5 protein-coding genes are annotated in these 7,375 nt (G+C 50.1%); 3 read left to right on the top strand and 2 right to left on the bottom strand.

The window, feature by feature from the left end:
• The first annotated feature begins 465 nt into the window (after nt 1–465).
• The 3 genes from QZQ08_RS09365 (at nt 466) to glyS (ending at nt 5,452) form a co-directional block, all read left to right on the top strand.
• Complete coding sequence (locus QZQ08_RS09365) at nt 466–1,920, top strand: amino acid permease (protein ID WP_296331284.1); 1,455 nt, start codon at nt 466–468, stop codon at nt 1,918–1,920.
• A 593-nt stretch (nt 1,921–2,513) separates the two neighbouring features.
• Nucleotides 2,514–3,392 carry a glycine--tRNA ligase subunit alpha gene (gene glyQ, locus QZQ08_RS09360; RefSeq protein WP_021737128.1) on the top strand — a complete coding sequence of 293 codons (879 nt, stop codon included), beginning with the start codon at nt 2,514–2,516 and terminating at the stop codon, nt 3,390–3,392.
• The gene (glyS, locus tag QZQ08_RS09355; protein WP_296331278.1) at nt 3,392–5,452 is read left to right on the top strand and encodes a glycine--tRNA ligase subunit beta; all 2,061 of its coding nucleotides are present in this window, start codon (nt 3,392–3,394) and stop codon (nt 5,450–5,452) included. Before glyQ ends, glyS begins: the two co-directional genes overlap by 1 nt.
• A gap of 76 nt (nt 5,453–5,528) precedes the next feature.
• Here glyS and QZQ08_RS09350 read toward each other — a convergent pair whose 3' ends face one another.
• Together QZQ08_RS09350 and QZQ08_RS09345 are read right to left on the bottom strand one after the other, a co-directional pair.
• Nucleotides 5,529–5,819, bottom strand: coding sequence for a GNAT family N-acetyltransferase (locus QZQ08_RS09350; RefSeq protein ID WP_296331276.1), 291 nt, complete (start codon nt 5,817–5,819; stop codon nt 5,529–5,531).
• Between the two features lie 142 nt (nt 5,820–5,961).
• Entirely contained in the window at nt 5,962–7,098 is a 1,137-nt protein-coding gene (locus QZQ08_RS09345) for a PLP-dependent aspartate aminotransferase family protein (RefSeq protein WP_296331273.1), read from the bottom strand.
• Between the last annotated feature and the right edge of the window lie 277 nt (nt 7,099–7,375).

Raw genomic sequence — 7,375 nt, 5'->3', positions numbered from 1 at the left:
TTTACCTACGTATGATTTGGAATCCCCCAAAAATACGTGAAGAACCCTTTTTTTACAGGTTCTTTCTCACCTGGACAAAAAGCCATCCAATCTTTCATGATAAGTCTCTTTGCTGTGGACACTTTGTACTTCAGACACGGACTTTTTCCTTAACAAAAAAGGTTTCTAACGGCGACTCATCTTTAATTCCTTCACCGGTTGGTTTCATTCATAGACCTGTTTAAAAAATTTCAAGCTAATTTGTAATGACTGGATGGCACGATACTGCAATAGTTTCTTTAAAAATGGTTCACTTTCTTCATATTTCGAATAATGCAGTGAAAATGTTACAGTGAACGTTCGGGAATGTCCTTAATATAAAGACAATAGAGAAAAGTGCTTATTTTCTGTCTTTTATAGGAGAACAAATCTTGTTATAATACGTGTAACAAATGTTGCACTTAAACCAATTAGGGGGGTATCGAAATGAGCAGCAACACAAATTCAAAAAACAAAGCCATGACTTGGCAAGCCCTGTGCCTGATGGCCTACACGGTCGTGTGGGGCTTTGGCAATACGGTCAACGGCTTTGCCAACCAAGGATTGAAGGTCGTCGTTTCTTGGATGATCCTCTTCCTCTTCTACTTCATTCCCTATACTTTGATGGTTGGGGAAATGGGCGCGACCTTTGAAAATGGTGCTGGCGGTGTCAGCTCCTGGATCAAGGAAACCATGAGTTCCAAACTGGCTTTCTTTGCTGGCTGGACTTTCTGGGTTGTCAATATTCCGTATCTAGCCCAGAAACCGCAGAATATCCTTATTGCCATGGGGTGGGCCGTCTTCCAGAATGATCAGCTGACGACCATGATTTCGCCTATGATGCTTCAGCTTATCAGCCTCGGCATTTTTATGTTCTTTATGTGGTATGCCGCTCAGGGCGTATCGGCCTTGAAGCGCATTGGTTCCATTGCTGGTTCCTTTATGTTCATCATGAGCATCCTTTATGTGCTGCTCGTTCTCGCCGCTCCTTACATCACAGAAGCAAAGACCTTCTCCTACAGCCTTAGCTGGGATACGTTCATGCCGAACTTCAACTTTGAATACATGACGACCCTCAGCATCCTCGTCTTTGCTGTTGGTGGCTGTGAACGCATCGCACCGTATGTCACGAACCTTCAGAACCCGGACAAGGAATTCCCGCGTGCCATGATTGTCATGACCGTAATGGTGGCTGTTACGGCTGTTCTTGGGACCTTTGCCATGGGTCTTATGTTTGACCCCAACAATGTGCCGAAAGACCTTATGATGAATGGGGCTTACTACTGCTTTGCCAAATTGGGAGCCTATTATGGGGTCGGCCGTGCTTTCGTCATCCTCTATGCGATTTGCCAGTTCTTTGGACAGGCGGCAACTCTCGCCATTTCCATCGACGCGCCCATCAAGTTCCTCCTGAGTGACGTTGATCCGAAATTCGTACCTCATTCCTTCACGAAAATCAATGAAAAGGGCATTCCTGTAAGCGGATACAAACTGACGGGCATCCTCGTCAGCATCCTCATCATTGTCCCGGCACTCGGCATTGGCGATATGACAACGCTTTATATCTGGCTCCTGCGCCTGAATGCCATCTGCATGCCCCTTTCCTACCTGTGGGTCTTCCTGGCCTATATGGCACTCAAACGGGCTAAAAAAGCGTACAGCTCTTCCTATTATCTTACAAAGAGCAAAGGCACCGGCTTTATGATTGGTTTCTGGTGCTTTGCCCTGACGACCTTTGCTTCCCTCATGGGCATGGTTCCTTACGGTGTGGAGATGTATTCTTCCACCTGGTGGTTCCAGATGATCATGAACGTCGTAACGCCGGTCATCCTCCTCGGAATTGGCTTTATTTTCCCAATCCTTGCCCGCCGCGAAAGGGAAAGATTGGGTGAGACTGCATAATCTCAATCATTAAACTCTGCACACAAATCGCTCTGATTTGATGAAAACCATGAGCCCATTGCTTTGGGAAAATATCCGAAGCAATGGGCTCATGGCGTTTTGCAGGAAGGGACGTACTGCAGATGGAAACGGCGCCATGCTTCTTATCCACGGCCAACCCTGGAAATTTTGCTGAAAAATGCTTATGGATCTTTCCTGGTTTCGATTCGTCTTGGCAAGGCAGATCGATGTTTTGCATCAAATTCCAAGGGAAAACACAAAGGCGGGCCGTTCCATTCATTAAGGGTGGTTTGGCGCCGGACTCACGGTCTTTTAGCACCACAGCTCCACAGTATCAAGGCCGTCTTTTTAGCTTTTTCCTTGTCCGCTTTTCCCCTCCTTTGTCCTTATCGTCACCTTGACAATCTTGCCCAATTTTGCTATATTGTTCGGAGCGCAATGAAGGGGTTGGCATCCCTGAGCGACTGCACCACAAGAGAGGCTGCCTTGGCAGCAAACAGGGTGGAACCGCGGAAGTCACTCCCGTCCCTGTAATGTAGATGATTCTCGTCTATATTGCAGAGACGGGAGTTTTTGTTTAGGAGGAGAAAACCATGAATTTTCAAGACATCATTTCGGCGCTGAGTGCCTATTGGGGGCGTCAGCAATGCATCAACTTCCATCCTTATGACGTAGAAAAGGGGGCTGGGACCATGAACCCCGCAACCTTCCTTCGCGTCTTGGGACCGGAGCCGTGGAACGTGTGCTATGTGGAACCGTCCCGCCGTCCGGCTGACGGCCGTTATGGCGACAACCCGAACCGCCTTTATCAGCACCATCAGTTCCAGGTGATCATGAAACCGTCTCCAGACAACATTCAGGAACTCTATCTTGAAAGCCTGCGCGAACTAGGGATCCATCCCGAAGAACACGATATCCGTTTCGTCGAGGACAACTGGGAATCGCCGACCCTGGGTGCCTGGGGCATGGGCTGGGAAGTTTGGCTTGACGGAATGGAAGTGACGCAGTTCACCTACTTCCAGCAGGTTGGCAGCCTGGATATCAAACCGGTCGCTGTTGAAATTACGTATGGTCTTGAACGCCTTGCTATGTATATCCAAGGTGTGGAAAATGTCTATGATATCAAATGGGTGGGCGATGTGACCTATGGCGATGTGTACCACACAAACGAAGTGGAACAGTCCTGCTACAGCTTTGATATTGCCGATACGGATCTGCTCTTTGACCTCTTTGACAAATACGAAAAGGAAGCCAAACGGGTCCTGTTAACGGGGAACATCCATCCGGCTTATGATTATGTGCTCAAATGCTCCCATACGTTCAACCTTTTGGACGCGCGGGGCGCAATCAGCGTTGACGAACGGACCAACTACATCGGCCGTGTCCGCGCCCTGGCCCGCCTGTGTGCAGCGGCGTATGTAGAGCAGCGTGAAAAGATGGGATTTCCTATGTTGAAGAGAGGGAACAACTAATGGCTACGTTATTATATGAAATCGGAACGGAAGAAATGCCGGCCCAATACATGCCGGGAATCTTGAACAATTACAAGGAACTGGCAGAAACCAAACTCAAGGAAGCCCGCATTCCTTTTGAAAAAGTAAGCGTCTATGGAACGCCGCGCCGCATGGCCTTTGTTGCCGAAGGCGTTGCCGACCGTCAGGAAGATATGACGACAGAGAGCAAGGGCCCGTCCCTTAAGATTGCCTTTGATCCAAATGGCAATCCGACGAAAGCCGTAGAGGGCTTTGCCCGCGGTCAGGGTGTGGAGGTCTCTGCCCTTGAAAAACGGGATGGCTATGTTTATGCCATCAAACACACACAGGGCGGTGAAACCAAGGCCCTGCTGCCTGCTTTATTGGATGATATTCTCCACAGTCTGTCCTTCCCGAAGACCATGCGCTGGGCTGACTATGACTTCGGGTTTGTCCGTCCTTTCCACTGGATGGTGGCCCTCCTTGACAGTGAGGTCATTCCTGTTGAAGCAAACGATGTCAAAAGCGGCAATGTGACCCGCGGCCATCGCTTCCTAGGCAGCCGGACCATTACGATTCCTTCGGCAGAGGCTTATGTAAAGACCCTCGAAGAAAACTTCATCATTGTCGACGTGGAAAAACGCCGTGCCCTCATCAGGGAACAAATCGAAGCGTTGGGCAAAAAAGCCGGCGGCCATACGGCGATTTCCGAAGACCTGCTGGATGAAGTCACCTATCTTGTTGAATATCCGACGGCCCTTTGCGGTTCCATTGATGATAAGTACCTGAAGCTCCCGAAAGAAGCTGTCATTACACCGATGCGCGACCATCAGCGTTACTTCCCTGTCCTTGATGACAGCGGCAAGCTTTTGCCCTATTTCATTACGGTCCGCAACGGCAACCGTGAACATCTTGATATTGTGACCCACGGCAACGAACGCGTCCTCCGTGCCCGTCTTGACGACGCGGTCTTCTTCTTTGAAAACGACCGGAAAAAGAGCTTGGAAGCGCATCGGGAAGCCCTGCACGATGTGGCCTTCCAGCGCGGCATGGGAAATATGTACGAAAAAACGGAACGCCTCGAAGCCCTTACGAGCTACCTTGCCAAGGAATCGGGCGTTGCCGCCGATGAAAAAGCCCTCGTCCGTGCTGCCCGCCTCAGCAAAGCTGACCTTGTGACCGGTATGGTTACGGAATTTACGGAACTGCAGGGGACCATGGGCCGTGAATATGCCCTCCTTGACGGCGAAGGCGACACGGTCTCGACGGCCATTGGCGAGCAGTACATGCCGCGCTTTGCCGGCGATGAACTGCCCCAGACGAATGAAGGCCGTCTCCTTGCCATTGCCGATAAACTGGATAACATCACGGCAACCTTCAGCCGCGGGGAAGCCCCGACCGGGTCCCAGGATCCCTATGCCCTGCGCCGCCAGGCCCTGGGTATCCTCAATATCGTCAGCGACGGAAACATCCACTTTGCCCTTACAAGGGCCATCAAGGAAACCTTGAGCCGCCTGCCCAAAACCGATCAAAGTGAAGACAAACTTGCAGCCGATATTGTTGAATTCTTCGCCCAGCGTTCCAAGAACATGATGCTTGATCGCGGCGTTCGATATGATATCGTCGATGCCGTCCTTGGTGCCGAAGGCCGGGATGACCTGTGCGATGCTTTTGCTGCCGCTGATGCCCTGACAGCCTATCTCGGTACGGAAAAGGCACCGGAAACGCTCCAGGCCTTTACCCGCGTAGAAAATATCACCAAGAAAAGTCGCGTCGAAGCACCTATTTCTGAGACCCTTTTAAAAGAGGACGCTGAAAAAGCCCTCTTTGAAGCCGTGAAAAAAGCTGCTGAAACCGTACATGGAAGGCTTCTTTCCCGTGATTTTGCCGGCGTCCTTACCGCCTGCGACAGCCTTTCTGCACCCATCAACCGTTTCTTTGATGACGTCATGGTCATGGATAAGGATGAGGCCGTAAAGCAAAACCGTCTTGCCCTCTTGACAAAGATCCGCAGTCTCATTGGCTGTGTAGGTGATGTCTCCCTTCTTGTCATGAAATAAAAACGTCACCATACTAAAAAGCCGGAAGAACCATTTTTAACAGGTTCTTCCGGCTTTTTGCACGGTGACGTCATGGTTAGAGATTGGCGTTTACGTCGTCGTATTTGCGATCCTTCTTAAAAAGGCTCACGGCGTAGGAACACATGGGCAGAATCTTGACGTGGCTATCCCGGGCTCCCATGACAACAGCGTCTACGAGACGGCGGGCAAGGCCTCTTCCCCCATAGGCGGGATCGACGACGGTGTGTTCAATGACCCAGACATCTCCATCAAGGGTGTAGGAACAGTACCCTACTTCCTGGTCTCCATCGTAAGCTGCGGAACGGTTATTATTTTCTTCAAAGCGTACACTGATGCGATCGTCCATGCCGTACTCCTTTCCTTGTCTAATGTTTCTAAGTGTTTTACGGCTTAAGATATTTTACACTATTTCCCCTGGTTTGGATAGAGGCAAGGCATGAAAAAAGAGCTGCCGCCCTGTATGGTGGGGTGACAGCCCAAAAACTGTTTTAGAGATTCTTGAAGACGGACTGGAGGTCATCTTTGAGGTCTTCTGCATCTTCGAGACCTACGGAAAAGCGCAGGAGTGTATCCGTGATTCCCTTTTCCTTAGCTTCTTCCGCCGTCAGGTCCGCATGGGTCTGGGTACGGGGATAGGTCATGAGGCTTTCGGCTCCGCCCAAACTTTCAGCAAATTGGATGAGGGAGATTCCTTCAAGGATTTTCTTGGCCCATTCCGGCGTATCAACATAAAATGAAATCATGCCGCCAAAACCAGTGGCCTGTTTTTTCTGGATCTCATACCCCGGATGTTCGGGAAGGCCTGGATAAAGGACCTTTTGCACATGGGGCTGGGTCTTTAGGAAAGCAGCCAGTGTTTCCGCGTTTTTCTCGTGCTGGCGCATACGCAGGGGGAGGGTACGGAGGCTGCGCAGCATGAGCCAGGCGTCAAAGACGCTCAGGCAGGCTCCTGTTGTTTTGTAGATGGAACGAAGTTTTTCGGCGATGGTTTTTTCTCGGCTGATGACAAAGCCTGCAAGGATATCGTTGTGACCGGCTAGGTACTTCGTCCCGCTGTGCAGGACGATATCGCAGCCAAGTTCCAGTGGGCGTTGGAAATAGGGAGTGAGGAATGTATTGTCGACGATGACCAAAAGCCCCTTTTTGTGGGCCAGTTCCGCCAGGGCGCGCAGGTCAGTGATTTCCATAGTGGGATTTGTCGGCGTTTCCAGATAGATGGCCTTTGTTTTAGGTGTAATGGCTTTTTCCACGGCCTCAAGGTCGCTTGTATGAAGCGCAGAAAAGGTCAGGCCATACGGTTCGTAGACGGAACGGAAGAGACGGAAGGAACCGCCATAAAGATCAAAGCCTGTAAGGATGTGGTCCCCAGATACAAAAAGACGCATCACCGCATCAATGGCAGCCATGCCGGACGAAAAGGCAAGGGCATCGACGCCGCCTTCAAGGGCGGACATGACTTTTTCCAAACGGGCATGGGTGGGATTGGATTCCCGGGTGTAGTTGAAACCCGTTGACTCTCCTACATGAGGATGGGAAAAGGTGGACGTACAGTAAATCGCCGGTGAAACGGCACCCGTTGCATCATTGGGCCCGTCTCCATGGATACAGGTTGTTTGAAACTTCATGGAAACCCCTCCTAAAACATAGATAATTAATAGGATTAAGAAGCATAAAAGAAACCACATCGATGATTTCCTACTACTTTACGATGAAAAAAGGCGGCTGTCAATAGAAAGACTTATGATTGATTGGAAGAAATGGTCTTTCTTTAGTAGGGGGAAACGGGTGGGGCGTTTTTGAATAGGCGTGCTGGAAGGCTTCCGCCTATTGAGTAAGGATAAAGGCGGGGCTAAGCGTAAAATGTTTCTCGGTAGGGAAAAATAGTCCTTGCAAAATAAAGGG

The sequence above is a fragment of the uncultured Acidaminococcus sp. genome, assembly GCA_900538365.1.
Classification (GTDB): Bacteria; Bacillota; Negativicutes; order Acidaminococcales; family Acidaminococcaceae; genus Acidaminococcus.
The sequence above is the reverse complement of the archived record's forward strand: the minus strand, read 5'-3'. Positions and strand labels throughout refer to the sequence as shown.